This is a genomic window from Peristeroidobacter agariperforans, from assembly GCF_004138335.1.
GTDB lineage: Bacteria > Pseudomonadota > Gammaproteobacteria > Steroidobacterales > Steroidobacteraceae > Steroidobacter > Steroidobacter agariperforans.
In genome coordinates this window covers 1,031,395-1,058,000 of the sequence record NZ_RYFW01000001.1, presented here as the reverse complement: position 1 = coordinate 1,058,000, position 26,606 = coordinate 1,031,395, and the positions used below count along the sequence as shown (strand labels likewise).

23 protein-coding genes are annotated in these 26,606 nt (G+C 62.4%); 7 read left to right on the top strand and 16 right to left on the bottom strand.

Annotated features, from left to right (window positions below; translation table 11 throughout):
* Positions 1-77 precede the first annotated feature (77 nt).
* The 5 genes from rpmE to EK373_RS04615 all read right to left on the bottom strand — a co-directional run bounded on the left by rpmE (position 78) and on the right by EK373_RS04615 (position 4,027).
* On the bottom strand, positions 78-278 hold the full coding sequence (gene rpmE, locus EK373_RS04635) for a 50S ribosomal protein L31 (RefSeq protein ID WP_129641557.1): 201 nt from the start codon (positions 276-278) through the stop codon (positions 78-80).
* A 456-nt stretch (positions 279-734) separates the two neighbouring features.
* Positions 735-1,892: a radical SAM family heme chaperone HemW gene (gene hemW, locus EK373_RS04630; protein WP_232831014.1), complete on the bottom strand. Its 1,158-nt coding sequence runs from the start codon at positions 1,890-1,892 to the stop codon at positions 735-737.
* 10 nt (positions 1,893-1,902) lie between these two features.
* Entirely contained in the window at positions 1,903-2,508 is a 606-nt protein-coding gene (gene rdgB, locus EK373_RS04625) for an RdgB/HAM1 family non-canonical purine NTP pyrophosphatase (protein ID WP_129641555.1), read from the bottom strand.
* Positions 2,509-2,518: 10 nt separating this feature from the next.
* Positions 2,519-3,244 (bottom strand): ribonuclease PH, encoded by a 726-nt coding sequence (gene rph, locus EK373_RS04620; RefSeq protein ID WP_129641554.1) that lies wholly within the window; start codon positions 3,242-3,244, stop codon positions 2,519-2,521.
* A gap of 36 nt (positions 3,245-3,280) precedes the next feature.
* A complete protein-coding gene (locus EK373_RS04615; protein WP_157994219.1) occupies positions 3,281-4,027 on the bottom strand; it encodes a PP2C family protein-serine/threonine phosphatase in 747 nt (248 codons plus the stop codon).
* 139 nt (positions 4,028-4,166) lie between these two features.
* Here EK373_RS04615 and EK373_RS04610 point away from each other — a divergent pair, with 139 nt between their 5' ends.
* The 4 genes from EK373_RS04610 (at position 4,167) to EK373_RS04595 (ending at position 7,661) form a co-directional block, all read left to right on the top strand.
* On the top strand, positions 4,167-5,021 hold the full coding sequence (locus EK373_RS04610; RefSeq protein ID WP_232831013.1) for a YicC/YloC family endoribonuclease: 855 nt from the start codon (positions 4,167-4,169) through the stop codon (positions 5,019-5,021).
* Positions 5,018-5,647: a guanylate kinase gene (gene gmk / locus EK373_RS04605; RefSeq protein WP_129641551.1), complete on the top strand. Its 630-nt coding sequence runs from the start codon at positions 5,018-5,020 to the stop codon at positions 5,645-5,647. Before EK373_RS04610 ends, gmk begins: the two co-directional genes overlap by 4 nt.
* 111 nt (positions 5,648-5,758) lie before the next feature.
* Positions 5,759-6,490 (top strand): SIMPL domain-containing protein, encoded by a 732-nt coding sequence (locus tag EK373_RS04600; protein ID WP_129641550.1) that lies wholly within the window; start codon positions 5,759-5,761, stop codon positions 6,488-6,490.
* A 31-nt stretch (positions 6,491-6,521) separates the two neighbouring features.
* Positions 6,522-7,661 carry a hypothetical protein gene (locus EK373_RS04595; RefSeq protein WP_129641549.1) on the top strand — a complete coding sequence of 380 codons (1,140 nt, stop codon included), beginning with the start codon at positions 6,522-6,524 and terminating at the stop codon, positions 7,659-7,661.
* Between the two features lie 9 nt (positions 7,662-7,670).
* On the opposite strand, the gene EK373_RS04590 is transcribed toward EK373_RS04595, so the two are convergent.
* The 6 genes from EK373_RS04590 to EK373_RS32990 all read right to left on the bottom strand — a co-directional run bounded on the left by EK373_RS04590 (position 7,671) and on the right by EK373_RS32990 (position 15,656).
* Positions 7,671-7,958 (bottom strand): NfeD family protein, encoded by a 288-nt coding sequence (locus EK373_RS04590; RefSeq protein WP_129641548.1) that lies wholly within the window; start codon positions 7,956-7,958, stop codon positions 7,671-7,673.
* A 199-nt stretch (positions 7,959-8,157) separates the two neighbouring features.
* On the bottom strand, positions 8,158-10,083 hold the full coding sequence (mnmG, locus tag EK373_RS04585; protein WP_129641547.1) for a tRNA uridine-5-carboxymethylaminomethyl(34) synthesis enzyme MnmG: 1,926 nt from the start codon (positions 10,081-10,083) through the stop codon (positions 8,158-8,160).
* An 86-nt stretch (positions 10,084-10,169) separates the two neighbouring features.
* Entirely contained in the window at positions 10,170-11,534 is a 1,365-nt protein-coding gene (locus EK373_RS04580; RefSeq protein WP_157994218.1) for a DUF3999 domain-containing protein, read from the bottom strand.
* A 32-nt stretch (positions 11,535-11,566) separates the two neighbouring features.
* Complete coding sequence (locus tag EK373_RS04575; RefSeq protein ID WP_129641545.1) at positions 11,567-14,320, bottom strand: DUF2339 domain-containing protein; 2,754 nt, start codon at positions 14,318-14,320, stop codon at positions 11,567-11,569.
* Positions 14,321-14,395: 75 nt separating this feature from the next.
* Positions 14,396-15,475, bottom strand: a complete 1,080-nt coding sequence (locus tag EK373_RS04570) for a DNA topoisomerase IB (RefSeq protein ID WP_129641544.1) — start codon at positions 15,473-15,475, stop codon at positions 14,396-14,398.
* 16 nt (positions 15,476-15,491) lie between these two features.
* Positions 15,492-15,656, bottom strand: a complete 165-nt coding sequence (locus EK373_RS32990) for a hypothetical protein (protein WP_157994217.1) — start codon at positions 15,654-15,656, stop codon at positions 15,492-15,494.
* A gap of 136 nt (positions 15,657-15,792) precedes the next feature.
* Here EK373_RS32990 and EK373_RS04565 point away from each other — a divergent pair, with 136 nt between their 5' ends.
* A complete protein-coding gene (locus EK373_RS04565; protein WP_198683063.1) occupies positions 15,793-17,826 on the top strand; it encodes a S9 family peptidase in 2,034 nt (677 codons plus the stop codon).
* Between the two features lie 9 nt (positions 17,827-17,835).
* Here the strand turns inward: EK373_RS04565 and EK373_RS04560 are convergent, their stop codons facing one another.
* Both EK373_RS04560 and EK373_RS04555 read right to left on the bottom strand, forming a co-directional pair.
* Complete coding sequence (locus EK373_RS04560) at positions 17,836-18,726, bottom strand: hypothetical protein (protein ID WP_129641543.1); 891 nt, start codon at positions 18,724-18,726, stop codon at positions 17,836-17,838.
* A complete protein-coding gene (locus tag EK373_RS04555; protein ID WP_129641542.1) occupies positions 18,723-20,114 on the bottom strand; it encodes a metallophosphoesterase family protein in 1,392 nt (463 codons plus the stop codon). The genes EK373_RS04560 and EK373_RS04555 overlap by 4 nt, the downstream gene beginning before the upstream one ends.
* Before the next feature lie 86 nt (positions 20,115-20,200).
* Here EK373_RS04555 and EK373_RS04550 point away from each other — a divergent pair, with 86 nt between their 5' ends.
* Both EK373_RS04550 and EK373_RS04545 read left to right on the top strand, forming a co-directional pair.
* On the top strand, positions 20,201-22,312 hold the full coding sequence (locus EK373_RS04550; RefSeq protein ID WP_129641541.1) for an ATP-dependent helicase: 2,112 nt from the start codon (positions 20,201-20,203) through the stop codon (positions 22,310-22,312).
* Positions 22,313-22,350: 38 nt separating this feature from the next.
* The gene (locus EK373_RS04545) at positions 22,351-24,354 is read left to right on the top strand and encodes a C1 family peptidase (protein WP_129641540.1); all 2,004 of its coding nucleotides are present in this window, start codon (positions 22,351-22,353) and stop codon (positions 24,352-24,354) included.
* On the opposite strand, the gene EK373_RS34190 is transcribed toward EK373_RS04545, so the two are convergent.
* The 3 genes from EK373_RS34190 to EK373_RS04530 all read right to left on the bottom strand — a co-directional run bounded on the left by EK373_RS34190 (position 24,284) and on the right by EK373_RS04530 (position 26,592).
* Entirely contained in the window at positions 24,284-24,760 is a 477-nt protein-coding gene (locus tag EK373_RS34190) for a DUF192 domain-containing protein (RefSeq protein WP_407676187.1), read from the bottom strand. The genes EK373_RS04545 and EK373_RS34190 overlap by 71 nt on opposite strands.
* Positions 24,761-24,838: 78 nt before the next feature.
* Positions 24,839-25,582, bottom strand: coding sequence for a type II secretion system F family protein (locus EK373_RS04535; protein WP_157994216.1), 744 nt, complete (start codon positions 25,580-25,582; stop codon positions 24,839-24,841).
* Between the two features lie 161 nt (positions 25,583-25,743).
* Positions 25,744-26,592 (bottom strand): type II secretion system F family protein, encoded by an 849-nt coding sequence (locus EK373_RS04530; RefSeq protein WP_129641537.1) that lies wholly within the window; start codon positions 26,590-26,592, stop codon positions 25,744-25,746.
* Positions 26,593-26,606: the final 14 nt, after the last annotated feature.

Here is a 26,606-nt window from a genome sequence, read left to right as displayed (position 1 = left end):
GCCTGCTGAATGCCTGCTTAACGCAGACTCAGCCGGCTCGCAGATGATCGCTGGGGTATGAGCCCCGGCAACCGGTGTTAGCGAGCGTACTTCTTGCGGAACTTGTCCACGCGACCGCCGGTATCGACGATCTTCTGCTTGCCCGTGTAGAACGGATGGCAGTTGGAGCAGACTTCGATCTGCAGGTCATGGCCCAGCGTGGAGCGGGTAACAAAGGAGTTACCGCAGCTGCAGACCACGTTGATCTCTTTGTACTCGGGATGGATGCCGTCTTTCATGGCGCTATATCTTGGGTCGGACGGGGCCGAAAAAAGGGGGCGAAGTGTAGCGACCGAACGCCACCCCCGCAAGAAAAAAACTTATCGCAGGAGGGGGGCAATCGGATTCGTAGGTACTTGACGGCGGTTATCCACAAAGTCTGTGGATAAGTGTGTGGATGACTCACCACCGCATCGAGCTCGGACCTTGCAGAATTGTGACGCTGTCAAATTGCTCACTTTTTCACCAGGGTATTTCACCCTGCGCGATCAATGACTTACGAAGCCCTGCTGATATATCGCATGTAATTTTGTCATCAACGTGGGGCGCGGACGACACGCTTGGTCGAGTGTGCATAACCCCGCCGCGCGCAGTGCTAAGGGATCGGTTTTCAAAGAAAATTTTGTGGGACGGATCACACTGTTTGCGGTCAGGGGAAGGGAACTTTTCGCTCCGTCGCGACGTTCGGATTTTTCCTACGACGGTAAGAACAGCTCCTGCAGATCGTTGAGGAAGCGCTGCCCATCCACCGTCGCCCGCCAGTGTCGATCTCCGTCGCGCTCGAGCAGTCCTCTTCGTTCTGCCTGGCTCACGCTCTCCGTGAGCACGGCGAATGACAAGCCGGTGCGTGACTCGAACGTTTGCTCGTCGAAACCCTCGATCAGTCGCAGGCCGTTCAACATGAATTCGAAGGGCAAATCCCCGGCCGGCACCACGCGATGCTCGCTCACCCTCGAATTTGCAGTGCGGGACAGGTATTCCCGAGGTTGCTTCACTCGAGCGGTCCGGACGATCGCTCCGCCTGTATCGGGGCGCGTCAGCTTGCCGTGCGCGCCGGCGCCGATGCCGATGTAGTCGCCGAACTCCCAGTAATTCAGATTGTGGCGGCTCCTGCGCCCCGTTCGCGCGTAAGCCGAAACTTCGTACTGCTCATAGCCGCGCGTCGCCAGCAGCTCCTGACAATCGATCTGCATCTGCCAACAATCGTCGGGGTCGGGTAACGCCGGCGGGCGGTGATAGAACACGGTGCCCGGCTCCAGCGTGAGTTGATACTGCGAGAGGTGGGTGGGCTGAAGTGCCAGCGCGCGCTCCAGGTCCTCCAATGCTTGCGAGACGCTCTGTGCCGGCAAGCCGTACATCAGATCCAGATTGAAATTGTCGAGCCCGGCCTGCCGCAGCTCTTCAACGGCCCGCGCGATGTCGCCGGCGCCGTGAATGCGTCCGAGCAACTTCAGCTGCTCTTCGTTGAACGTCTGCGCCCCCAGCGACACGCGATTCACGCCGGCGTCGCGGTAGCCCGAGAAGCGGCCGTGCTCGATGGTGCCGGGATTCGCTTCGAGCGTGATTTCGATGCTCGGATCGAAGGGCAGCTGGCGGCGCACCCCTTCGAGCAGTCGGCCGACCTGATCCGGCGCGAACAGGCTCGGCGTGCCGCCGCCGAAGAAGATCGACGTGAGGGGGCGGCCTTGTGCCGCTGCCAGGTCGTTCTGCAGGTCTTCGAGCAAGGCGTCGATGTATTGGGCCTGCGGCACCAACTCCGGCGCCGCGTGCGAGTTGAAGTCGCAGTACGGGCACTTGCGCACACACCAGGGCATGTGCACGTACAAGGAGAGCGGAGGCAGGACGAGGGACACGAGCAACTCGCTACGGCGCGATCGGATAGATCTGGCGCAACTGGGAGACCAAGCCACGCAGCGCCTTGCCGCGATGACTGAGCAGATTCTTCTCCGCCGCGGGCAACTCCGCCACTGTCAGCGGGCGATCGGCCAGCTCGAAGATCGGGTCGTAGCCGAAACCGCCGGCGCCACGACGATTGCTGGTGATGCGGCCTTCCCAACTCGCCTGACAAATCAGCGGCGACGGATCTCGTGGCGAGCGCAGGTACACCAACGCGCATTGATAACGAGCGGTGCGCTCTGCCGGCGATTTGCCTTCCAGCACGGCGAGCAACTTGCGCAGATTGTCTTCGTCGCTCGCACCTACGCCTGCATAGCGCGCGGAGTAAATGCCGGGCGCACCCTCGAGTGCATCGACTTCGAGGCCTGAATCATCGGCGATGGCCGGCAAGCCAGATGCTTCCGCCGCGTGTCGTGCTTTCAGGATGGCGTTCTCCACGAACGTCAGCCCGGTCTCCTCGACACTCACCGAGGTGAACTGCGACTGCGGCAGGACTTCGAAGGCCGGCGGCGGCAGCAGCTCGCGCAGCTCCTTCAATTTGCCGGCATTGCCGGTGGCGATCACCAGGCGCATCGGGCCCCGCTCAATCCGCGTTCAAAGCTTCGAGCTGGCGCGCCAGCAGCTGACCGCAACCGTTCGCGGCCAGATTCAGCAGAGCATCGAGCTCCTCGCGCCGGAAGGCATGACCCTCGGCCGTGCCCTGCACCTCGATGAAACCGCCGCCATTGTTCATGACGATGTTCATGTCGGTCTCGGCCTCCGAGTCCTCGGCGTAATCCAGATCCAGCACCGGCTGTCCCGACCAGATGCCCACCGAGATCGCTGCGACCTGGCCATGAATCGGGCTATCGCGCAGCACGCCCTTGCGCACCAGTGAATTGACGGCATCGACCATCGCCACATAGCCGCCGGTGATCGAAGCCGTACGCGTGCCGCCATCCGCTTGCAGAACGTCGCAGTCGACGGTGATCGAGCGCTCGCCGAGCGCCTTGAGATCGATCACCGCGCGCAAGGCTCTGCCGATGAGCCGCTGGATCTCCAGCGTGCGACCGCCTTGCTTACCCGACGCCGCCTCGCGCTTGTTGCGAGTGTGAGTGGCGCGCGGAAGCATGCCGTACTCGGCAGTCACCCAGCCTTTTCCCGAGTTGCGCAGGAAGGAGGGAATGGTTTCCTCGACGCTCGCGGTACAGAGCACGCGCGTGTCACCGCACTCGATCAACACCGAGCCTTCGGCGTGACGGGTGAAACGACGAGTAATGCGGATCGGCCGCAGCTCATCGAGAGCGCGGCCACTGGGTCTGGATTTCATGCTTCCTCCCTCGGAAGCTGTAGGAAAGCGATGCTGCTAGTTGCTGAGGTAGCGCATCACGGCAGCGGTGGAATTATCGCTGAAAGGCGATGCAGCCTGAACTGCGCGTCGGCCCAGGGCTTCCAGCCAGGCCCGCAGTTGTTGTGTGTCGTCCCGGAAAAATGCGGCGATATCCGTGTCGCGCAGGTTTGCCCAGATGCCATCGGTACACAACAGCAGCACGTCGCCGGCCTGTAGTGCGTGCCGGCCGCTGATGGTCATCTCGGGAATCGCCGGATCGCCGCCAAGGCAGCACTCGACGAAGTTGCGCATCGGGTGATTGGGCAGCTCTTCCTCGGTGATCTTGCCTTCGCGCAACAGCAGCTCGACATGGCTGTGGTCGCGGGTGCGCGCCACCAGCTTGCCGTGACGGATGTGATAGATGCGGCTGTCGCCGACGTGCGCCCAATAGGCTGCGCCTTCCTGGACCAGGCACACCGCAATCGTGGCGCGCGGCCGCGCATCGATGCTCTGGCCGTTGCCCAGGCGGGCGACGTCGTCGTGCGCGCGACTTAGCGACAAATGCAGGAAGCCGATGGGATCGAACATCGGTAAGGGCGTTTGCTGGAAAGAATCCAGCAGGCTTTTCAGCGCCGTGTCGGCGGCGCGGCTGCCATCGGAATGACCGCCCATGCCATCGATGACCACGAGCAGCGCCGCCTTATCGGTGGCGGCGACGGTCACACGGTCCTGGTTGTCCTCACGATCACCGATCAGACTTAAATCTGCATGCTCGATCCGCAAGCGCGGGCTCCGGCCGGACGGCTCTTCAGCTGATACACTTGCCCCTTTCAAGGCGTCGCTTTATAGCATCGCGTCACGCACCGTGTAAGACAGCGTTTGCCTTAATCTCTCCCAACGGCACGAAATAATGATCCGCAGCATGACAGGTTTCGCCCGGCGCGAGCGCCAGGGCCCATGGGGTACGCTGGTGTGCGAGCTGCGCACCGTGAACCATCGCTACCTCGAGACCTCGCTGCGCCTGCCCGAAGAGCTGAAGGCGCTGGACAACGACGTGCGCCAGGCGGTCACCGCGGCGCTGCGCCGAGGCAAGGTGGACGCCAACCTGTACCTGAAGTCGGCGGCGGGCACGCAGCGGTCGCTGGAGCTGGACTCGCAGTTGCTGGACGAGCTGGTCGCCCGCGTGGAACAGGTCCGGGGTCAGCTGAAGTATCCCGCGCCGGTCAGTCCGATCGATGTGCTGCGCTGGCCCGGCGTGGTGCGCGAAGCCGAAGTGGACATCAAGCCGGTGCTCGCGGCTGCGTTGGAGCTCGTGCAGGAAGCGCTGAACGAGTTGAACGACACTCGCCTGCGCGAAGGGCAACGAATTCGCGAGTTGTTGCTGACCCGGTGTTTAACGATGCGCACACAAGTCCAAGCAGTACGCGCGCGTTTGCCGGAAGTCTCGCGCCGCATGCGTGAACGCATCGTCGAGCGGATCGCGCAACTCGGCACGACGGCGGATCCCGAGCGCTTGGAGCAGGAGCTCGTGCTGTACGCGCACAAGATGGATGTGGATGAGGAGTTGGACCGCCTCGGCGCGCATCTGGACGAAGTGACGTCGGTGCTGAATTCCGCCGAGCCCGCCGGCCGCCGCCTGGACTTCCTGATGCAGGAGCTGAATCGCGAAGCCAATACGCTTTCATCCAAGTCTCAGGACAGCGAGACGACGCGGGCGGCCGTGGATATGAAAGTCGCGATCGAGCAGATGCGCGAACAAGTACAGAACGTGGAATGAGTGCAGTGTCGGGAACCCGAGGAAAACTCTTTGTGATCGCCGCGCCGTCGGGTGCGGGCAAGACGACGCTGGTGCGTGCATTGATGGCGCGCGTGCCGTCGCTGCGCTTTTCCATTTCCTATACGACTCGCAAACCTCGTCCCAACGAACACCACGGCCGCGATTACTTCTTCGTCGATCACGCCGAGTTCGAGCGCATGGTTGCGGCCGGCGATTTCCTCGAGCACGCCCGTGTGTTCGACAATTACTACGGCACCTCGAAACCTCAGGTCGAAAGCATGCTTCGCAGTGGCGAGAACGTGCTGCTAGAGATCGACTGGCAGGGTGCGCAACAGATTCGCCGCGCCATGCCCGAATGTCAGTCCATTTTCATCCTGCCGCCCTCGCGCGAAGCACTCGAACAACGCTTGCGCGGCCGGCAAACGGACAACGATGAAGTCATCGCGCGTCGCCTGCGCGATTCGATCGCCGACATGTCCCATTGGAACGAGTTCGACTACGTCGTCGTGAACGATGACTTCGAGCGCGCCACCGGTGAGCTCGAAATGATCGTCGCGGGCCTCGGGGACAGGTTGCAGCGCGACCGATCCGAGCTACAAACGTTGATACGACGCTTGTTGGGTTGAGCGCAGCGATATTTTTTTCTCGCGCGGCCGGACGCTGAACTTGCCGCCGTCGCCACGGACAAAGCTTCTGACCTGCCGCGGATCAGCGGCTTGTAATCAAGGAACATTCACATGCGATTCAGAACTCTTCAGCTCAGCACTGCCGCCGCTTGCGCGTTGTTGATTTCCGGCTGGGCTGCCGGCGCGGAAGCCGAGCGTCCGCGCACCATCAGCGTCTCCGGTCAAGCTGAGATTCAGGCTGAGCCGGATCGCGCCCTGATCACGCTGGGCGTCGAAGCACGCAAGCCGAAGATGGAAGACGCGCGCAACGAAGTCACGAAGACCGTCGACGCCGTGCTGAAGCTGACGCGCGATTTGAAGATCGATCAGAAATACGTGCGCACCACGCGCGTCAGTGTTCAGCCCGAGTACAACTGGGACAACAACGCCAAGGAACGCAACCTGATCGGCTACTACGTCTCGCGCCAGATCGAGATCGAACTGCGCGATCTGGACAAGCTCGGCCAGCTGATGGAGAAGTCGTTCGACCTCGGCGTGAATTCGGTCGGCGATCCGCGCCTGGACTCGACCAAGCGGCGCGACCTGGAGCGTGAAGCCCTCGCGAAGGCCGTTGCTGACGCGAAGCTGAATGCGGAAGCCGTGGCCAAGGCCGCCGGCGCTCGTTTGGGCGCGCCGCGTACGATTTCCGCCAGCTCTGGCTTCGTGCCGCCGCCGATGCCGATGATGAAAGCCAACATGGCTCGCGCCGAGATGGCTTCCGACGCCGGCGGCTCCTACCAGAGCGGCCAGATGGGATTCAACGGCAGCGTGCAGGTCGAGTACGATCTGATCCCGAATCCGTAATCGAGGGTCGTCGGCGGGGGCGGCTATTCCTATGAATCGCAGCTTTCACGAAACGCTACGCAGCGCTGCCTTTGCGGCAGCGCTGCTCTTGATCCAGAGCGCCGCGCACGCCATCGAGAAGCCGAAGCAGGCGGCTCCTCCTGAAGCACCGCCGGAAGCGCCCCCCGTCACCATCGCGCCGACGGATGAAACTGAATTTCAGCAAACGCTGCAGCGAGTCACCACGTTTCGTAACTTTCGTGGCCTGGACGTCGGTGACGAAGTCATCGATCAGATCGCGCGTGGCGAAGCGCACAAAGCCGTCGCGAGCTTGAGCACGCTCGCCGCGCAGGGCAATCGGAATGCAAACATTGCCCTCGTGCGCATCCAGCACTGGTGCAATTCGGTGTCCCAGTCGCGCCAACAGGATTGGCAGGCGCAGCTGCCTCAAGTCGCCAAACAGTTTCCGGCGGAACGGGCTGGTCGAGTCGCCGGCGTGCTGAAGGCCCAAGCCGAATTCAATCCGCGCGCCAAGCAAGGTTGCAGCCAGGCGCGCTTCGACTTCGCCGGTATCGAATCGCGCTTGCGTGCGGCGGCGGATGCCGGCGATCCGGCGAGCGCTGCCGAATTGGCGCCGTTCACGCGCGATCCCGTCAAGCGCGAAGCTTTGTTACAGGCGGCGATCAGTAAAAATTACGCGCCTGCAATGTATGCAGCGGCGAGCAACCTGTTGGTAGCCGTCCAACGCGGCGAGACCACCGAGAACGTCAGCAAGATTCGCGACCTGCTCAAGGTAGCCGGCCGCAGCATGCCGAAAGCAAAGCTGGACCTGGCGAACTGCATGTCGCTCGGCTGCGATGGTCATCCGGCCGATACGCGCACTGCTCTCGCTTTCGGCACCGACGCCGCGCGCGATGGCGAGCCGACAGCATTCCTGTCGATGGTTCGCATGCCATGGGGCCGGCAGATGCCCCGCGTGCAATTGTTAGCGTGGCAGTACTTCGGGGATCAGTTGAATGAAGCCGGCTGCATGGGCGACGCCTACATCGTCACGTCGCTAGGCTTCGCGCAGAGCATTCCGATGCTGGAAAAAGGCCAGCCCGCGCAGGTGCTGGATGCGGCGAAGTCGCAAGCCGAAACGTTATGGAAAGATAACGGCGAGCGAGCGAAGAAAGAAAACGGCTGCCGCTAGCCGGAGCCTTCAGGCGGCGACTCGATCGACCAGCAGCACCGTGCCGTCCACGCCAGTGACGCGAACCCGCGCGCCCGGCGGGAGGTTCGGCCCGCGAATGCTCCAATCGCGATTGCCCAGGCGAATGCGGCCCGCGCCGTTCTGCAGCCCCTGCTCCAACACCACGACCTGGCCGATGTGGCTATGGCCGGAGCGATGGCTGGCGAGCGGGCTGTTCAACTCGCGCTGCCTCTGTGCGTACTGACGCCAGAAGTACAAGCCGAACACCGTGCTGGCAAAGAGAACGAACCAGATCATGGACGTGCAAAGTCAAAAGAGTGGCAGCAAAGGTAGCAGTCAGCCCTCGGGGAAACGACGAATGAGGTCACAGAGCACTGTGAACCTCGCTCAAAACATCGACCGGGGACCGGGAGACTTTACGGAATGGCAGGCTGCGCCGCCATGCCCCTTCCGCAAGTTGTGAAGCAACTTCGAGTTCCGCGGAAAAGGCGCGAAATCAGCTCGCCCGCTGTGAGGGAACACCCTGACGGCGCTTCAGATGAACCAGCAAAAGTGAAATTGCCGCCGGAGTAACGCCCGGGATCCGCGCCGCACGACCGACCGTGTCCGGCCGTGCTTCCTGCAAGCGCTGGCGCACTTCCATCGACAGGCCACGCACCTGCGCATAGTCGATATTGTCCGGCAGTCGCGTGTCTTCATGACGGCGTTGCCGCTCGATCTCGTCCTGCTGGCGATCGATGTAGCCGGTGTACTTCGCCTGCACTTCGACTTGCAGCTGCACCTGTTCCGCCAGCCGTTCGTCGACGTCGGCAGCATCCATCCAGTCGGCCTTGCCGACCTGTTCGATCGAGGCGAGCGCCGCGTACGACACTTCCGGCCGTCGCAACAAATCGAAACCGTGTGCCTCGCGACTCAGCGTGGTTCCGAGCAGTTCGAGCGAACGCTCTTCGGTGAGGTGCTGCGGACGCACGATTGCTTTGTCCAGGCGCACGACTTCGGCATCGATAGCTGCGCGCTTCGCGTCGAAGAACGCCCAACGCTCGTCGTTTACCAGGCCCAGCTCGCGACCTTTCGCGGTCAAGCGCAGATCGGCGTTGTCTTCTCGCAGCAGCAGTCGATACTCGGCGCGGCTCGTGAACATGCGATAGGGCTCACTCGTGCCGCGAGTGATCAAGTCGTCGACCAGCACGCCGATATACGCCTCATCGCGACGGGGCGTCCACGCTTCACGCTCTTGCGTCAGCAGCGCCGCGTTCAAACCCGCGAGCAAACCCTGCGCCGCGGCTTCTTCGTAACCGGTCGTGCCATTGATCTGGCCGGCGAAGAACAGGCCGCCGATAAACTTCGTCTCCAGGCTGTAACGAAGGTCGCGAGGGTCGAAGTAGTCGTACTCGATCGCATAGCCCGGCCGCGTGATGTGCGCGTTCTCGAACCCTTTGATCGAGCGCACCAGGTCCAGCTGTACATCGAACGGCAGGCTGGTGGAAATGCCGTTGGGATAGATCTCGTGAGTCGTCAGCCCTTCGGGCTCGATGAAAATCTGATGCGAGGTCTTGTCGGCGAAACGATGGATCTTGTCTTCCACCGACGGGCAATAGCGCGGCCCGACGCCTTCGATGACGCCGGTGTACATGGGCGAACGATCGCAGCCCGCGCGAATGATCTCGTGCGTGCGCTCGTTGGTCGCGGTGATATGACAATTCACCTGGCGCGGATGATCGCTGCGACGGCCGAGATATGAGAACACGGGCGCCGGCTCATCGCCCGGCTGCACCAGCAGGCCGTCGTAGTTGATCGTGCGGCCGTCGATCCGCGGCGGTGTGCCGGTTTTCAAACGACCCACGCGGAAAGGCAGTGCGCGCAACCGCTCAGCGAGACGATTCGACGGCGGGTCACCCGCACGTCCGCCCTGATAGTTGGTGAGACCCACATGAATCTTGCCGGCGAGGAACGTGCCCACGGTGAGGACTACGGCCCGCGCACGAAACTCGATGCCGGTCTGAGTCACGACGCCATGAACGCGCTCGTGCTCGACGATGAGATCGGCAACTTCCTGCTGGAACAGCGTCAGGTTCGGCTGGTTCTCCAGCATCGAACGGACCGCGGCCTTGTACAGCACGCGATCGGCTTGCGCCCGAGTGGCGCGAACCGCCGGGCCCTTGCTGGCGTTCAGGGTACGAAACTGAATACCACCGCGATCCGCGGCCTGCGCCATGGCGCCGCCGAGCGCATCGATTTCCTTCACCAGATGGCCCTTGCCGATGCCGCCGATGGCGGGATTGCAGCTCATCTGGCCCAGGGTCTCGATGCTCTGCGTGAGCAGCAGCGTGCGCACACCCATCCGCGCCGAGGCCAGAGCAGCCTCGGTGCCGGCGTGACCGCCGCCCACGACGATGACATCGAAATCTTGCGGAAAGCGCATGGGAATCAGGGGCGCCCGCGCACCCGGCCCAGGAAAAAGGGCGCCCATTCTAGTTCAGACGCCGGACGAATTCTCCGGCTGGCCGCTTAGTTCGTGGGATGCCTTACGCGCTTCAGCAGCGACAGGGCCATTCCAACCAGCAGCGCCACTCCGACGACCAGGACCACCCACAAAACGACTACCTTGGCCGGGGTCTTCTTCGGCAGCGGTTTCAAGGCATCGGCGCCGCCCAACTGAACGATCTGATCCACGAAGCCCTGCTCGATCATCCGCTCCCGGTCGGCGGCGCTCATGTTGGCCAGCAGGCCATCGCAAACCGCCGGTTGAGCCGGTTCCGCCCGGCGACTGCCGAACGCCACGGTGAACGGGCTCGGGCCCTGGGTGAGAAACCGCAGCTTGGCCGGCCGGTAGCCCAGCTCGAGCGTGCTGTCCTGATACACCTGCGGATCTTTCAGGATCTGCAGGCGCCAATATCGATCGGTGGTCGCCTGGAACTGCGCCGGCGGGCTTTCCCGCCGCACGGTGTCCGAGACGATGACATAACTTTCGCCGGTCCAACGACTGCGCCAGGGAGAGCCTTCATCGGCCCGGCTCTGCAAACTCACGCTGACCGTGCTGTTCGGTTGTGGCAGGCGTATGCGCGCATAAGTGACCGGCGCCTGGTGCTGGGAATCGAAGTACAAAACATCCGCTTCCTTGGATGTCATTGGATGCGCGTTGAACCACATGGGTTCGATTTCTTCCGCGGCGGCAACTTGCTCGGCCGTAACCGAATTCAGGACCAACGGCGGACCGCTGTCGACACGCTGCACGCGCAGATAGCTGTACTTGCGATTCGGCAACTCGATGCGCTCGCGACGCAATTCCTGATCGCCCTGCTGCGCGAGTAACAAGGTGCTGGCGGGCACGATGGTTTGCCACCGATCCAGATCTTCGCTGGCCTCGATGCGAACTTTCACCTCGGAAGCGCCGTCGGGACTGCGCCAGTCGAAACGGATGGCGCGCAGCGTCTGAGTCGGGCGGGCATCGATGATGTGCATCAGGCCGCTGACCACTTCGGGTGCGAGCGCCGACGATTCCTCCACGTTCACGCGGGTGCCGGACGATGTTTCGACGGCGACGCGCGAGTTGTCCGTGTAGATCTGATCCCGTCCTCGCAGCACGAACACGAGCAGCGACTGTTCGGTCACCTCCGGAGCCATACTCGAAGGAGCTGCGCAAAACGCATGCGGCACCGGCATTCCATCGGCGTTGAAGACCCGCAGATCGCCCAGATCGGCACGAGTAATCGCGCGATACACATCGTCGGGCAGCACGGTCTCGACTATCGGCTGGGAGTAGTTCGCCCGGACCGACATGCCGCTGGAATAGTCGTTCTGGCTGGGCGGAGCGGCGCCGACACTCGCTGCCAGCAAACAGCCGAATGAAACGAACATTGCGCGCACGGTCATAGACGATTGCAAGGTCCTGTTGGTCGAGCCCATCATTCCGTCACCTGCTCGTTCACCCTGCGGGGAGGCAGAGGTGCGAGATAGCCGGTCACCACCAGCAACGCCCCCACCGTGAGGAACGAGGCGATCTTGCCGATGGCGCTGACATTGGCCAGATCGAAGAACAGTTTGCCGACGACGACGACCATCAGCGCCGCGCCGACGATCCAGACGTATCGCCATCGCTGGCGCGCGGCCAGCGTCATGGCAGTGAAGCCCAATACGCCCCAGAAGATCGAGAGCGAAGCTTGCACCAGCGTGGAATGCGCCATTCCATGGCTTGTGATCGGCGCCCCGAAGTTGTGATGGAGCGTGCGAATCAACGCGGCGTTCAACCAGACGAAGACCAGGCCGGCGACGATTGCAATCAGCGCTCGGGAATCGAACTGCCAGAGAATCGTGCGCTGCTCGTCTGTCAGCGAGCTCCACCACATCGCGAGCGCCGCGAAACACAGTGCGACACTGATATCGAGCGGATTCAGTAGGGGCAGATAGGGCAGCCAGGTCGAGTCGCCCGTGCTGCTCAGGTTGATCACGAGTATCCAAAGGGCCATCGCGCCAACGAGCGGCATGGCGCCGTAGACCCGATACGCCTGCTCGCGTATCGCGACCGGCCAACGAGGACTCAGCTGTTGGCGGCCGAGCCAGGCGACCGCCAGCGCAGGCACGACGCCCCAGGGCAGTAACGCCCACACACCAGTCGTCAGCTCGGCGATTCGATAACTCGCTTCCCACGCGACGATGAGCGCGAACACCCAGGCTGCGCCGGCGTGGAGCCAATTGAGCCCTGGCACGTCGCGGCTCTCGCCCAAGCGTAGCATCGCGAAGTGCGCGACAAACAGCAGCACCCAACCGACCGCGCCCCACCAAACGAACGGATGCCCAAAGTTCATCGCGCCGGTCAAGGCAAACAAGGCAACGAACGGCGGCAGGTACGTCGCGATCAGCAGCGGCAAGCGCCATTCGCGTTTCAAACTCAGCCAGGCCAGCAGCGCAAGCGTCAACGCGACGAAGCTCAACGCCGCGCCATACGCCGCATCGGGGAAGTACGTTTCGATCTCGCGCAATCCCCCCAGCAGCCACCAACCGACACCCCAAAAAGTGAACACCGCATCGGCGCCGGACTCGTAGCGCGCCTGTCGCGGGCGATTACGAAACAGCCAGTAGCCGCTGCAGATGCCGGAGATGCTGAGCATGACTGCGCCGAGCAACGTGCTGTTGAGAATCGGCAGGTCCTCGGCATTCCGATAGTGCATGCCCATCAGATAACCCATGCCTGCCGCGATCTGTAGCAATGCGCCGAACGCTCGAGCGAGCTTGCGCTCCTGGCGCACACCGAGCCACAACAACCCGGCGCCCTCGACTGCCCACATGGCCGCCGTCGTGCGCGTATCGAAGGCAAGGGGAATGGCGAGGCTGGCGAAGATCACACCCAACGCGGCAAAGGCTTCGACCAGCAAACGAAAGCTCTCGTGACGCGTGCGATAAAGCGTCCAACCCAGCGCCAGGTAGAACGCGCCAAGCGCAAACGCGCTCCACGCCATCGCATACTCGATGCGCGAGACCATCGACGCGTGCAAGCCAAACGCGACCACCGGCAATCCGAAGACCAGCGAGCCGGAGACATAGCCCTTCAGATCGGGCGGCTGGCGCACGCAGTTCAGGATCGAGACGCCGACGTACATCAGGAAGAACAGGATGAGGAAGGCGTCGGCGGCGAACAAATCGTCGCTTTCATAGCCGTTGAAGCGCCACAGGCCGGTGATCGTGTACGTGAACAGGAAGCCCAGTACGTTGAGCACCTTCCACGTACGGAACCAAGCCACCGCAAACACTCCGAGATTCAGGATGGCGTAGTAGCTGAACAAAGCGATGTAATTGCCGCTGCCCGTCGACACCATGACCGGGGCGAGGAAGCCGCCCGCGGTGCCGATGACTGCCAGCGAAAGCGCGTTCTGTCCGACCGCCAGAATCGCGGCGGCCAGGGCGACCACGACCAGCAGCCCGAAAGCGAGTCCGGTCGGCAGCAAATCGAAGCGTGTTGCCGCATAGACGGTTAGATACAAACCCGCGATGCCGCCACCCTGTAGCACCTCGGAATAGACGGGCCGCTTCTCACGCAATCGCCAACCCACGATCAGCAGTGCGAACGCGCCGATCGCGATCGCAACGAAGCGCAGCTCGATCGGGAACAAGCTGTTCTCGGCCGCATATTTCGCCAGGAACGTCGCGCCGAAGAACAGAATGACGATACCGATGCGCGCCAGCGGATTGCCGCGCTTCAGCCAGCTCATGAACTCGCCGAACAAGCGCTCGATGCCAGACGGCTCCGGCGGCGGAACGGGCCGCGGCGGCGGTGACGGTGCGGCTCGCTCGCGAGGAGCCGCCGTCGGAGGCGTTGGCTGAACAACACTCGGCGGCACGGCTGAGGTAACTTGCTCTGCCGAGGCTCGAGCTGCCGCGACACCCGGCGAGGCCGTCGGCGCTGGTGCGCTTTCAGCGACAGCTTGCGAAGCAGCGCTGGGCTTCGGCTCGGGAGACTCGACAGTCATCCGCAGCGAGCGCATTTGCTCATCCAACGACTGCACGCGGCCACGCAAATGAAAGATCTGGGCCAGCAATGCCCCGAGCAGCGCAGCGAACCAGAAATTCTCGAGATCCGACGTCATCGACGCGCCGGCCGCGCCGAACAGCAACGCCAGACCGATCGTCATTCCTTTGGAGGATGTTTGTTTTTCCGGCTGCATGCCCGCACCGCTTCTGTGCCGGGCTGCGCCCCGGCGGGCGCATCTTGCTGGAGAGCCGTACGAAGCGCAAACGGCCTATTTAGCGGTTGTCTTGTGCTGAGTCTTGAGCAACGCCAGCGCGGCCTGCTCCATCTGGCGCGGCGACATCGATTTTTGCGGGACTCGTTTCTCGACGATGCCTGCCTTCCAGGCATCGAACACCACTGGATTGATGTATGACTTGCGGCACACCGCCGGGGTGTTACCCAATGCCTCGGCAACGTTGCGAGCCGTGGCGGCCACGCAGCCATTGAAGGCGCGCTGACTCATGGGTTCCTGGCGCGCCTGGCACGCCAGGAACGCGATGGCTCGCACCGTGCCACCCCAGGTCCGGAAATCCTTGGCGGTGAAATCGTTGTCGCCGCCCATGGCCTCGTGCAGGTACTCGTTCACCATGCCCGAGTCCACCGGCTGGCGCTTGCCGTCATCGTCCACGTATTGAAACAACGCCTGCCCGGGCAGCTGCTGAATGTGTCTGATCAGGCGCCCGAGCCTGCGGTCGTCCAACACCACTTCGTGCGGGCGGCCACTCTTGCCGCGGAAGTTGAACGACGCCCGCCCGTCCCTCAGAAACTTCACATGTTTGTTTCTAAGGGTGGTCAACCCATAGGACTGGTTGGCGCGGGCGTACTCTTCGTTGCCCACTCGAATCAATGTTTCCTCGAGCAAAGTGACGATGACCGCCAGCACCTTGTTCTTGGGCAGGCCCGGCAATGCCAGATCCTGTTTGAGCCGGCGCCGCAGCTTGGGCAGCTGCGCGCCGAATTCGATCATCTTGGTGAACTTGCCGTTGTCGCGCGTGGTGCGCCACTCGGCGTGATATCGATACTGCTTGCGCCTGCGAGCATCGCGGCCGGTTGCCTGCAGGTGCCCGCGCTCCTTGGTGCAGATCCAGACATCGGTATAGGCCGGCGGAATGGCCAGCTTGCGAATGCGGGCTAGGACGCGCTCCTCGGTAATGCGCTTGTGGTCGGGGCCTACATAGTAGAAGCCCGTGCCGCGCTTGTGACGCCCGATACCCGGCTCGGCGTCCGATACATAGATCAATCCGTTGGCTCGTGCGTGCTGATGAGCCTGCACTACCGATTCGGGGAGATCTGGCGGCAGGTCACGCATGGCCAGCTATCAAATGTTAAGACGAACTGTCGGCATGCCCTCGGTGCAGCAGGCCCCAGCCGATCAGGGCCACGCCGATCAGCAGCAGCGCGTGCACGGCGAACACGGCCATCTTGATGCCGAGCCAGAGAACGGCCCACGCCACGACTAATGCAAATCCCAACCACACCAATGGCTTCATGCTCTCGCCTCTTGCCCTATCGAAGGGTTGCCGTGGCAAAACGTTCGGAAAAAGCCTTGGTTCCGAGGTGCTGAATTGACGAAGGATTTGCCGTACGACACTCTGCGCTCCTCTTCCTCCGGGAGTCCCGTTCCAAATGCTGAATGTCACGTTGCGTGCCTTGCTACTCGGCTGGGTCGCTTGCCAGTTTGTTCCATCGATAGCTATGGCCGCGGCCGAGCGCCGGCCGCTCACCGCCGAAGACATCAACGCCGTGCGGGAGATCAGCGATCCACAGGTGTCGCCGGACGGGCAGTGGGTCGCCTACGTGGTCCGCACGGCCGATCCGGTCAAGGACAAAGGCAACAGCCACATCTGGATGTCGAGCTGGGACGGCAAACAAAGCGTGCAGCTCACCAACTCCGATGACAGCGAGAGCTCGCCCCGCTGGAGTCCCGACGGCAAGTACCTCGGCTTTCTCACCGCCCGCGGCGAAGACGATCCGCCGGAACAAGTGTGGTTGCTGGATCGCCAGGGCGGCGAAGCCAAGCCGCTGACCGGCTTCAATGGCGACGTGGTCGATTTCGAGTGGTCGCCCGACGGCAAGAAACTGGCGCTGATCGTCAGCGACGAAGATCCCCGTAAACAGCGCGGCGCGGACAAGGACAAGACGCCGGCGCCCATTGTCATCGATCGCTTCTACTTCAAAGAGGACGGCACCGGCTATCTGGGCACGCAGCGCCGTCATTTGTATGTATTCGACGTAGCCACGCGCAAGGCGGACAACCTCACGCCGGATCGTTTCGACGAAAGCATGCCGCGCTGGTCACCCGACGGCAGCCGTATCGCCTTCTATAGCAATCGCAACGAAGATCCGGATCGCAACAACGAGTTCGGCTTGTACACCATCGAGCCGCGTGCCGGCGCGAGCGCGACGCTGGTTACCAGGTTCCAAGGCGACACCGGCGACTCCTCATGGATGAGCGCACCGTCGTGGCGCCCCGATGGGCGAGAGCTGGCGTTCGTGACTGCAGGCGACCCGAAGCTCATTTATTACTCGGTTCACAACCTGGCGGTTGTCGCGGCGACCGGCGGCACGTCGCGCATTGTCACAAAGACTCTGGACCGCAATGTGATCCAGCCCCACTGGTCGGCAGACGGCAAAGCCATTTACTTCCTGCTCGAAGACGATCGCAACCAGGTGCTGTCGCGCCTGAATGTGGCGAACGGCAAGATCGATCGCTTGCTCGACGGTCGACGCGAAACGACTGACTACGATCTGGGCAGCAAAGGTCGCATCGCCGTCCTCGACAGCACCGTGGACTCGCCGGATGCGGTGTATGCATTCGATGGCAAGCAAACGCGCGTGCTGTCTCATCACAATGACGAGTGGCTGGCGAGCGTGCAACTCGCCACGACCGAAGAGATCTCCTTTCCGTCGAAGGATGGCACGCGCGTGAGCGGCTTCGTTGTGAAGCCAGCGGGCTACGTTGCTGGCCAGCGCTATCCGACCTTGCTGTGGATTCACGGCGGGCCGGTCTCCCAGTACGCGAACTCGTTCACGCTGCCATGGCAGATCTTTGCGTCCCAGGGGTACGTGATCGTCTCTGCGAATCCTCGCGGCAGCTCGGGGCGAGGCGAAGCGTTCACGACCGCCATCTATAAAGATTGGGGCGGCAAGGACTCGGAGGACGTGCTTGGCGCGGTGGACTATGTCGTGCAGCAGGGCATCGCCGATCCGAACCGGCTAGGCGTCGGTGGCTGGAGCTATGGCGGCATTCTCACCAACGTCGTGATTGCCAAGGACACGCGCTTCAAATCGGCGACCAGCGGCGCGTCGATCTCGAACGTGCTGGCGGGCTATGGCACGGACATGTACATCCGCGAATATGAGATGGAGCTGGGCCTGCCCTGGAAGAATCTCGACACCTATCTGCACAACTCGTACGCGTTCTTGCACGCCGACCGCATCAAGACGCCGACGTTGTTCCTGTGCGGCGAGCAGGACTTCAACGTGCCTTTGCTGAATTCAGAACAGATGTATCAAGCGCTCCGCAGCCTCGGCGTGCCGACCCAGCTGATCATCTATCCGGGCGAGCACCACGGGATCCGCAAGCCGACGTACTTGAAAGATCGGATGCAGCGCTACCTGGATTGGCACGGCAAGTATTTGAACCCGCCGCACACTTGATAGCGGGCGCTACTTCTTCTTGGCTTGCGCCCCTCGCTTGGCGGTGGGGCGCGGCTTCGATGACTCCGAGTCGCCACGCCGTCGCAGACCTTCGATCAACTCATCGCTGCGCGTCGTGCCGACGATCTGATCGCCTTGTACATCGTCGCGAATGCCCAGCGCCGCGGCAGCGGACTGGCGAATCAGATAAGCGCCCCGCGGCGTGAACGAGGACGATTCCGCAGCGTCGTACGCCTTGTACCACCACCGCGCCGCCTGCCAGATGGCCTCGGGACAACTCGACGCTGATGGCAACCCCGGACTGAGATCGATATTTGCCAGGCCGTGCGCCCGCTCGAGCAGCGTCGCGGACGGAATGCCATGTCCGTGCATCAGCGGATTGCCGCGATCGCCAACCGCCCAGCAATAACCCAACCACGCAACGATCTGAGCCAACAGATCGACGATCGTGCGCTCCTGCCCGATGCGCGCCACGTGTTCCCTGATCGCGGCGTGATCGTCCGTAAACTGCAGAATCGCAACGTTTGGATAGAACATCGAATCCCCGTAGCGCGACTCCGCATCCAGCTTCACCGCCTCCAAGCCATTGCGCTCGACTCGCGCGCTGCTGTTGCTGATGGCGTCCACGCGGGCCGTCATCAGCACGTTGCCGTCGATGAGCAGGCCACAGGTGGACCAGAAGCTCGGCAATAAATCCTGGCGCAACTCCGACTGCGCCACCCTCATCCGGAAGTCGACGATGGACGTGCCGCCGAGCAGCACCACACCATCGCGATAGCCGGTCGAGCTCAGCCAGGTGAAATTCGCCGCCGCGCCTTGTGGGGCCGACTCCGCGGGCGTTTCCTTCAGCAGAGGATTGCCGCTGGCAACATCGGAGCGGCGCAGTCCGGAAAGATTCATTGGCTGATCCCTAAGAAATATTCCTGGCGAAACGACGGGCGACTGGCATCGAGATCGTTCAGCCGCCACTGCGAGACCGTACAGAACACGCGTTGTCCGCGACGATAGAACTCCAGCAGCATTGTGCCTTCGGCGGCGGACTGCAGCGACTCGTCGCTGTGCACGGTAGTGCCGCTGAACGAATGCCGGGCCGGCAAGCTCGCCTTGGCCGGCGCAGCGACCCAATCGCCGAGTACAGATAGCAACCCTCCGCCGGCCACCAATGCAAGCGGCGAACTGATCAGTTCGGTAACACGCCGTTCGTTGCGTGCCGTTGCGCTCGCTGGAAACGAAGACCACGTGGCGCGGCTGAAGTGCACGTCGCCGGTGAGCAGCGTCGTACTGCGAGTTGCACGACCCAGCAAGTCCATCAGCTCGCTGTAGTCACGCTCATAGTCCGCGAGACGATAATCGCCAAGCTCGCCTCTGCGTTTCGAGGTGCTCTCGAAGATCGGCTGGCCCAGCACCAGCACACCCAATCCCTGAGGCTCCGCGGCCCAGGCGCGAAGCTGTTGCCACTGCGTGTCGGAGAACAGACGTTCCTGGGTGCGATTCACTCTGGTGTCCAATACGAAGAAATCCAGCGGCGGCACGCGGAAGCGGTGACCGTTCGCTGTGTCGCCTTGAAACGCTTGTCCGAGCGCACGAGCGATTGCCCGCCATGCCTTGCGCTTGCCGGGATCGCCTGTATCGCGAGCGACCATGCTCGGGTGAGGTGCGTTGTTCCAAAGTTCGTGATCGTCGGTGCAGAACACGTTCGCTCCCTGCGGCAAGACGGTGTTCAGTCCCTGATCGGCAAACCAGGTGCGTGCATAGGTCGCGGAGTGCAGTTTCTCCAACTCGGAGACGCTGTGAGTTTTGATCGCGAACTCGTACCACGGTGCGTCCAGATACACCTGATCGCCCGCCCAGATCCTCAAATGCGGGCGCACGCCATTGCGATCGAGCTGCGCGAACAACGCTGAAGCGAGCCTCGAACGCTTGTTGCCGGTGAAGTAACAAGACGACAGCAACACGCGCAGCGGCTTGGTTTCCTCGCCCAACTGCTCGGGCAAGGTATTGAAGCGCGCGCGCGCCGGCTCGCCGTTGCCGAGACTGGCGCTGGCTTCGTACGCGCGATCCGGGTGCAAGGTACCCATCTCGATGAGCTGGTAAAGCAGTGGCATGGCGCCCACGGGTTGCCAGTCACTGGAGCGGGCGGGCGGGAAGGCCTCCCAGTCTTTCACCGGCACCTCCTTCCCGTTGACTCGCAATGAGATCGAGCCCAGCTGCCCCGTGTCGACGCCCCGTGCACACAGCCAGAGGCGGGCAGTGTGCTGTGTCACCAGATGCGGCACGAGTTGGAGCATGGAGCGAAATTCTGCCGATCACGGCGTTACATCGGCAAGCAAGCAGCTCTGTCGTTATATACAGTTTTGCGCCATCATAGGCGGCGATGAGCATTGCAGCCAGCACCGCCCCCGATTCCGCGCCCGCCTTTGGAGACACCCTGAACGCCGCTCAACGGCGGGCGGCTCTCTATGGCGCGCGCTCGGCCGAAGGATTCGGCTCGGGTCCGCTGTTGATCATCGCCGGCGCCGGCACGGGCAAAACCAACACGCTCGCCCATCGAGTTGCGCACCTGCTGCTCGAAGGCGTGGCGCCCGAGCGCATTCTATTGCTGACGTTTACGCGTCGTGCCGCCCAGGAGATGCTCCGGCGGGCGGAACGGATCGCGACTCAAGCATTGGCCAACTCGCCGCGAGCCGGTTCGATTCACATCAATGCCGCGCGCCTGCTCTGGTCGGGCACGTTCCACTCCATTGGGAATCGACTGATCCGCGAGTATGCGCACGTGGTCGGACTCGAACCGTCGTTCTCGGTGATGGATCGAGGCGACGCGTCCGATCTGCTGGACGTGGTCCGCCAGGAATTGGGCTTCTCGAAGAAAGAAAAGCGCTTTCCGCGCAAGGACACTTGCCTTGCGATCTACTCGCACAAGGTGAACAGCCGCGCCCCACTCGCACAAACCCTGCAGGATGCGTTTCCCTGGTGCGCCGAGTGGACAGACGATCTTGCCAAGCTGTTCCGCCGCTACGTGGAGCTCAAGCATTCACAGCAGCTGCTCGATTACGACGACCTGTTGCTCTACTGGCATTTGCTCGTTCAGCAGTCGGAGCTCGCGCAGGCCATCGGCGCCCGCTTCTCGCACGTCTTGATCGACGAGTATCAGGACACGAACACGCTGCAGGCGGAAATCGTGACGGCCATGAAGCCGCAGGGAGCCGGTGTCTGCGTGGTCGGCGACGACGCGCAGGCCATTTATTCGTTTCGTGCGGCGAGCATCGAGAACATCCTCCAGTTCCCAGCGCGCTTCACGCCTGCGGCGGAAATCATCAAGCTGGAGCACAACTATCGCTCCGTCCAGCCCATCCTGGACGCCGCCAACATGTTGATGGGCGACAGCCCGCGGCAGTACCAGAAAGAGTTGCGCTCGGGGCGCACGTCCTCGCGCCGCCCCTTTTATGTATCCGTTCAAGACGACAAGGCCCAGGCGCTCTACATCGTCGAACAGATCCTGGCGACACGCGAACAAGGCGTTGCGCTACGCCGGCAAGCGGTATTGATGCGCAATTCCCATCATGGCGACATGCTCGAGCTGGAGCTGATCCGGCGCAATATTCCTTACACCAAGTACGGCGGCTTGAAGTTCCTGGAAGCCGCGCACGTCAAGGATGTGCTGGCGCTACTGCGCTGGGCCGACAATCCGCGCAACCGAATCGCCGGCTTCCGTGTGCTGCAATTGTTGAGCGGCGTCGGGCCCGCGGTGGCCGATCGCTGCCTGAAGGTGTTTGAGGCGAGCGGCTATGCGTGGCCGACGCTGGCTTCGTATCGCATGCCCTCTGCAGCGGAGCGGGAGTGGGCAGGCCTGGTGGAATTGGTAGGCGATCTCTCCCAGGCGCGCGAATGGATCGGTCAGCTCAGCCGCCTGCGGAAATGGTACGAACCCCAACTCGAGCGCATCTACGACGCTGCGCGCGTGCGCATGGGCGACATCGAGCAGTTGGAACGGCTGGCTGGCCAGTACGCGTCACGCGAACAGTTCATTACCGAGCTCACGCTAGATCCGCCCCAGGTCACCAGCGATCTGGCCGGCGATCCGGCGCGCGACGAGGACTACTTGATCCTTTCGACCATTCATTCGGCGAAGGGCCAGGAATGGGACTCGGTGTATGTATTGAATGTGGCCGATGGCAATTTCCCCAACGAACACGCCACCGGCCGGCCCGACTTGATCGAGGAAGAGCGGCGGCTGTTGTACGTCGCCATGACCCGTGCGAAGCATGACCTGCACCTGGTGGCGCCGCTGAGGTACTACATCACTCAGCAGAGCCGCACCGGCGATGCTCATGTTTACGGCGCGCGCAGCCGCTTCCTGACCGATCAGCTCATGCAATGTTTCGAACAACGAGCATGGCCGGCCACACCGCAAACGCCTGGTAACAAAGCCTCTGAGACCAAAGTACGAATTGACGCAGCCGCAGCGCTGCGCGCAATGTGGGATTGACCTCTTTCCATAACTAACAACACTTCGGTCCACTCACTATGGCGAAGCGCACGACCCGTGCGGCGGCTGGCCGCAAGCGCACGAAAGCTAGAACCTTCGACGTCCGCCGGGACACGCTCGATTTCCGGGACAAGATGTTTGTTCCGACTTTGATCGAAGTGCCCACCGAGCGCGAGCTGGCGCGCTATCGAGAGCATCGCGTCCCCATCCTGGATCAGGGATTCGAAGGCGCCTGCACGGGCTATGGCCTCGCAACCGTCGTGAACTATCTGCTGACCACGCGCAAAGTGGTGAGCGACTGCAATCCCGTCAGCCCGCGCATGCTGTATGAGCTGGCGAAGCGTTACGACGAGTGGCCGGGCGAAGGTTATTCAGGATCGAGTGCGCGTGGCGCCATGAAAGGCTGGCACAAGCATGGCGTTTGCTCCGAAGCGCTGTGGCCGGCAGTCGCCACTAAGAGCAACAAGGGACAGTTGTTGACCGGACTGAATGACGGACGCACCGCCGATGCTCTGCGCCGCCCGCTCGGCGCCTACTATCGTGTGAATCACAAAGATCTGGTCGCCATGCACACCGCGATCGCTGAGGTCGGCGTGTTGTTCGCCACGTCGAACGTGCATCAAGGTTGGAGTCAGCCTGGCGAAGACGGCTTGATCGAGTACTCCGATGCGCTGTTGGGTGCACACGCGTTCGCTATCGTCGGCTATGACAAGCGCGGCTTCTGGATTCAGAATTCCTGGGGTGACGAGTGGGGCTACGAAGGCTTCGCGTGCATCAGCTACGACGACTGGCTGCAGAACGCCACCGATGTGTGGGTTGCACGCCTCGGTGCGCCGATCGAACTGAAGAAGAGCAGCTCGACCGCCGTCGCGCACTCTGCTTCGGCAGGCCAATCGGCGGCGTACTCCTATCCGGATCTGCGGCCTCACATCATCAGCCTCGGTAACAACGGCGAGTTCAAGGCCGGCGGCAACTACGGCACCTCGGCCGAGGAAGTTGCGCAGCTGTTCAAGAACGAGCTGCCCAAGGCCATCGAGACTGCGGGCTACAAGCACATCCTGCTTTACGCGCACGGCGGTTTGGTGAGCGAGAACTCGGCGGTGCAGCGGCTCGCGGACTACCGTTCGACCATGCTGTCGTCGGGCATCTATCCCTTCACATTCATCTGGCACAGCGACTATTGGACCACGGTGAAGAACGTGCTCGACGATGCGTTCCGGCGTCGTCGGCCGGAAGGCGCGCTCGATGCGGCCAAGGATTTCATGCTCGACCGGCTCGACGATGCGCTCGAGCCGCTGGCCCGCGTGTTTTCAGGCAAAGCGGCCTGGGATGAGATGAAAGAGAACGCGCTGGGAGCGACTCAGAACACCAAGGGCGGTGCGCGCGCCGTGGTTGCTCATCTGAAGCGGTTGATGGACAAGCTGCCCTCCGCGCAGGTGCCGAAGATCCATCTCGTCGGTCATAGCGCCGGCAGCATCTTCCATGCGCCGCTGCTCACTGCACTGAACGAGGCTGGCATCGACATCGAGTCGGTCACGCTTTGGGCCCCGGCCTGCACGGTCGAGCTGTTCAAGCAGCACTACCTGCCCGCCATCAAGAAAAAGCGAATCAAACGGTTCGCGCTATTCGCGCTCTCCGACAAGATGGAGCAGGACGACCACTGCGCCAGCATCTATCACAAATCACTGCTTTATCTGGTCTCGCACGCCTTCGAGGACCAGCCGCGCATTCCGTTGTTCCGGGAGGGCGTGCCCATCCTCGGCATGCAGAAGTTCCTGCGCAAGGATGCCGAACTGACCACCTTGTTCAAAGGCGAGAATGCCAGCTTGGTCATCTCGCCGAACAACAAGCCAGTGGACTCGATCGATGCGTCGACCTCACTCCATCACGGCGATTTCGACGATGACGCTGCGACCGTGCGGGCGACGTTGCGCAGGATTCTCGGGGATGGCGCCGGCAAGAGCGAAGTCATCAACTTTCAACGCTCGGCTTCATCGTTGCGCGAGCGACGGGTTCGGGCCGACAAGGCCGCGGGGTTCTAGGCTCCTCGCACTGGCGCGGCAACCGCAACGAGAATTGAATGGACGTTCGGTCGCACTGAAGGTAACCCCCACGCGGCAGTTTTCGCGTCGACCGTTCACTGGGATCGTCCGAGGGACGGTCGACGATCAGATATATGCCGACTGCCAGTTGCGTAGCTGCGATCTTGCCGGCTGCAAACTCCAGGACCCGGGCCGTGCCCTTCGGTGCGATCACAATGCGCCACGGCGTCACGTTCTCTGCCAGTGCCAGTACTCGCATCTGACGGCTGAGAAACACCACGTCGATGTTGAAGCGCATTCCAAGCGTGTGCACGCTGCTTCCCGGCATCAAGAGCAAGCCCTCATCCTCAGGCATGCTTCGGCGACGTAGCAGGCCCGTGCATCGTGAGCGGAACGAACAAGCCATGTGCACGCGACGCGCGATGCACCGTCCGGTGGCGGTGCGCAATTCCAGGGGTCTCATGAGCTTCCTTGCACTCCTCGATCAAAACAAGTCGAGCGCGCCCGCCTCCAACAGCTGAATCACGATCGGAAAGCCGATGATGATGAACGTCGTGGGAAACAGCAGCGCGATCAGGGGGAACAGTATCTTCACCGGCGCTTGATTCGCCAGCTTCTCGGCGCGCAGGAATCGTTCCTGTCGCCGTTGGCGTGCTTGATCGGACAGCACGTCACCCAGTGAACCGCCCGTCTGCTCGGCCTGCGAGACGGCGGCGGCGAAGTTCGTCACCGACGGCAACATGATACGGGCGGCGAGCCGATCGAGCGCTGCCCGACGTGAAAGTCCGGCGCGCGATTCACGCAAGCAGCGGGAGAATTCTTGCTTGACCGGTCCATCACGCAGCGCGCCGACGGCTTGCTCCAGGGCAGCAATGAAGTTCAAGCCGGCCTTCATCGCGAGAACCAGCACGTCGAGGAAAAAGGGGAAGTCCTTTTCGAAGCGTGACTGGCGGCGCTTTGTGACTTCACGTAGCCGAAGGTCGGGGTAAAGGAACGAGAGTGGGACGAGGGCGGCGGCGATTGTTATGTGGAGCGGGTCTCGCAGACTGAATCCGAATATGACGGCGACGGAGACGGCCGCGCCGGCTGCACCGACGATGCGGCGAATGACGAGGAATTCCGCGGGGCTGATCATGTACGCCGCGCCAGCCGCATCGAGCTGAGCTTGAAGTACCTCACGTCGCTGCGAAGTGAGCGAGACGTCGACGGCTTCGCTGTACCAGCGCATTGCGGGCCGAAGAAGTCTCAGCAACCACGGCAGCTGGTCACGCCACGCTTCATCACGAACTGGCGATGGTTCAGCGCCGCTGCGCAAGGCGAGCGGGAGCAGTAAGACCAGGCAGCAACTCAGGCCCGCTAATGACATTGCTACGTAGAGATTCATGGCTGCTACACGTCGATTCGCACGATCTTGCGAATCAGCCACGCGGCCAACGTCATCATTGACGCGACGATCGACAGCACGACCCAGCCATACCACTGCGTGAACAGCAGACTCATGCGCGCCGGTTGCTGCTGATACAAGACGAAGCCGATGAAGATGGGCAGTAGTCCAACCACCCAGCCCTGCGCGCGCCCCATGGAGGTCAGCGCATCAATCTTGCCTTCCATGTGCGCCTTCTCTTGCAGCGTTCTGGCGAGGGATTCGAGCGTGTCGGCGAGATTGCCGCCAACGTGTCGCGAAACATTCATTGCGGTGTTCATTAAATCCAGCTCTGGCGCACCGACGCGCCGACGCAGGTCGTCGAGCGAATCGGCTAACGGCCGACCGACTCGATGCTCAGCGATCACGATGCCGAATTCCTGACTCAGAGGCACAGGTTGACGCGCAGCCGTCAGCTCCAGACCTCGCGCGAGATTGGAGCCTGCTCGTAGCGCCGAGCTAAGGGCGAGTAGCGCGTCCGGAAGCTGATAGACGAAGCGCTTGCGCCGTTGCGTGGCGATGCGCCTTGCGATCATCCACGGCCCGACGAGACTCGAGATCGTGGCGCTGACCAGGCCGACCGGGCCTGCCATGGCATAAGCGAGCGACCCTGTGGCGACAGTCATGATCAGGCTGATCGCGAACAACGAACGTGGATTGGTGAGCACGAAGCTCTGCTTCAGGCTGGCGCCGATTCCGGCGATGAAGGAGCGGCGATAGCCAAGCACAGCTCGCAGGATTAGTGCTGCGACCAGCAGCGCGGCGACGGCCGTGAAGACGATTGGTGTCAAAGGTGTGTGAGCGAGCTGTTGCATGCTTCGTCTGCTCC

Bases quoted from the DNA above. Each gene is read 5' to 3' on its own strand.
- rph (WP_129641554.1), bottom strand. From the start codon at position 3,244: ATGAAATCCAGACCCAGTGGCCGCGCTCTCGATGAGCTGCGGCCGATC.
- EK373_RS04555 (WP_129641542.1), bottom strand. From the start codon at position 20,114: ATGCTCCAACTCGTGCCGCATCTGGTGACACAGCACACTGCCCGCCTC.
- EK373_RS04545 (WP_129641540.1), top strand. From the start codon at position 22,351: ATGGCGAAGCGCACGACCCGTGCGGCGGCTGGCCGCAAGCGCACGAAA.
- mnmG (WP_129641547.1), bottom strand. From the start codon at position 10,083: ATGCGCTTTCCGCAAGATTTCGATGTCATCGTCGTGGGCGGCGGTCAC.
- EK373_RS04580 (WP_157994218.1), bottom strand. From the start codon at position 11,534: ATGACCGTGCGCGCAATGTTCGTTTCATTCGGCTGTTTGCTGGCAGCG.
- EK373_RS04595 (WP_129641549.1), top strand. From the start codon at position 6,522: ATGAATCGCAGCTTTCACGAAACGCTACGCAGCGCTGCCTTTGCGGCA.
- EK373_RS04590 (WP_129641548.1), bottom strand. From the start codon at position 7,958: ATGATCTGGTTCGTTCTCTTTGCCAGCACGGTGTTCGGCTTGTACTTC.
- EK373_RS04565 (WP_198683063.1), top strand. From the start codon at position 15,793: ATGCTGAATGTCACGTTGCGTGCCTTGCTACTCGGCTGGGTCGCTTGC.
- EK373_RS32990 (WP_157994217.1), bottom strand. From the start codon at position 15,656: ATGAAGCCATTGGTGTGGTTGGGATTTGCATTAGTCGTGGCGTGGGCC.
- EK373_RS04560 (WP_129641543.1), bottom strand. From the start codon at position 18,726: ATGAATCTTTCCGGACTGCGCCGCTCCGATGTTGCCAGCGGCAATCCT.
- EK373_RS04570 (WP_129641544.1), bottom strand. From the start codon at position 15,475: ATGCGTGACCTGCCGCCAGATCTCCCCGAATCGGTAGTGCAGGCTCAT.
- EK373_RS04610 (WP_232831013.1), top strand. From the start codon at position 4,167: ATGACAGGTTTCGCCCGGCGCGAGCGCCAGGGCCCATGGGGTACGCTG.
- gmk (WP_129641551.1), top strand. From the start codon at position 5,018: ATGAGTGCAGTGTCGGGAACCCGAGGAAAACTCTTTGTGATCGCCGCG.
- EK373_RS04575 (WP_129641545.1), bottom strand. From the start codon at position 14,320: ATGCAGCCGGAAAAACAAACATCCTCCAAAGGAATGACGATCGGTCTG.
- EK373_RS04550 (WP_129641541.1), top strand. From the start codon at position 20,201: ATGAGCATTGCAGCCAGCACCGCCCCCGATTCCGCGCCCGCCTTTGGA.
- EK373_RS04535 (WP_157994216.1), bottom strand. From the start codon at position 25,582: ATGCGCTGGTACAGCGAAGCCGTCGACGTCTCGCTCACTTCGCAGCGA.
- rpmE (WP_129641557.1), bottom strand. From the start codon at position 278: ATGAAAGACGGCATCCATCCCGAGTACAAAGAGATCAACGTGGTCTGC.
- EK373_RS04530 (WP_129641537.1), bottom strand. From the start codon at position 26,592: ATGCAACAGCTCGCTCACACACCTTTGACACCAATCGTCTTCACGGCC.
- EK373_RS34190 (WP_407676187.1), bottom strand. From the start codon at position 24,760: ATGGCTTGTTCGTTCCGCTCACGATGCACGGGCCTGCTACGTCGCCGA.
- rdgB (WP_129641555.1), bottom strand. From the start codon at position 2,508: ATGCGCCTGGTGATCGCCACCGGCAATGCCGGCAAATTGAAGGAGCTG.
- EK373_RS04600 (WP_129641550.1), top strand. From the start codon at position 5,759: ATGCGATTCAGAACTCTTCAGCTCAGCACTGCCGCCGCTTGCGCGTTG.